We start from the raw sequence: 620 nt of genomic DNA on the forward strand, positions 1-620 counted from the left end.
CGGAATAACGGAGCCTTTTCTAAATTGAATGGCTGAATAAATTCGTTCATCGCCTGCTGAATATTTTCTTCTAAGCCCTGTTTTACCTTCAATGTAAAGTCCATTTCTTGATGGACTATTTGAACCGGTTCCCCATTTACCACTTCAAATGAAGTCCGAAGTGACTCATGGCGCCTTATAAGTTTCTGAATTGCTCGCTCCAAATGCTGATATTCCAGAGAACCTTCTAGGAGAAATGCTCCCGGCATATTATAATGCATAGCACTTAGATCCATCTGTTGGAGTACATACATTCTCTTTTGTGCTGAAGACACAGGATAATACGAACGATCTGGAACTGGATCAATTGATTGATTTTCAACACGTTCTTGATTTCGCAGGCAACGAGCCAATTGTTTTACTGTCGAGCGTTCAAAGATAATCCGTACAGGGATTTCAATCTGTAACTTTTTATGGATATTGGACATTAATTGAATTGCTTTTAAAGAATGCCCCCCCAAGCTAAAGAAATTATCGTTCACCCCTATTCGTCCAATTCCCAATACTTCCTGCCATATCTCTACTAATTTTTCTTCCAGCTCTGTTGTTGGTGCCACATATTCTTTTGACCGACTAGATAT

The 620-nt window shown here is 39.4% G+C and carries 1 protein-coding gene; it reads right to left on the minus strand.

The genetic code is table 11. The annotated features are described in order from the left end of the window. The coding region (locus WMZ97_RS21855) for a condensation domain-containing protein (RefSeq protein WP_343274171.1) at nt 1-620 on the minus strand (620 nt) is incomplete at both ends.

The organism is Lentibacillus songyuanensis (genome assembly GCF_039548255.1).
GTDB lineage: Bacteria > Bacillota > Bacilli > Bacillales > Amphibacillaceae > Lentibacillus_C > Lentibacillus_C songyuanensis.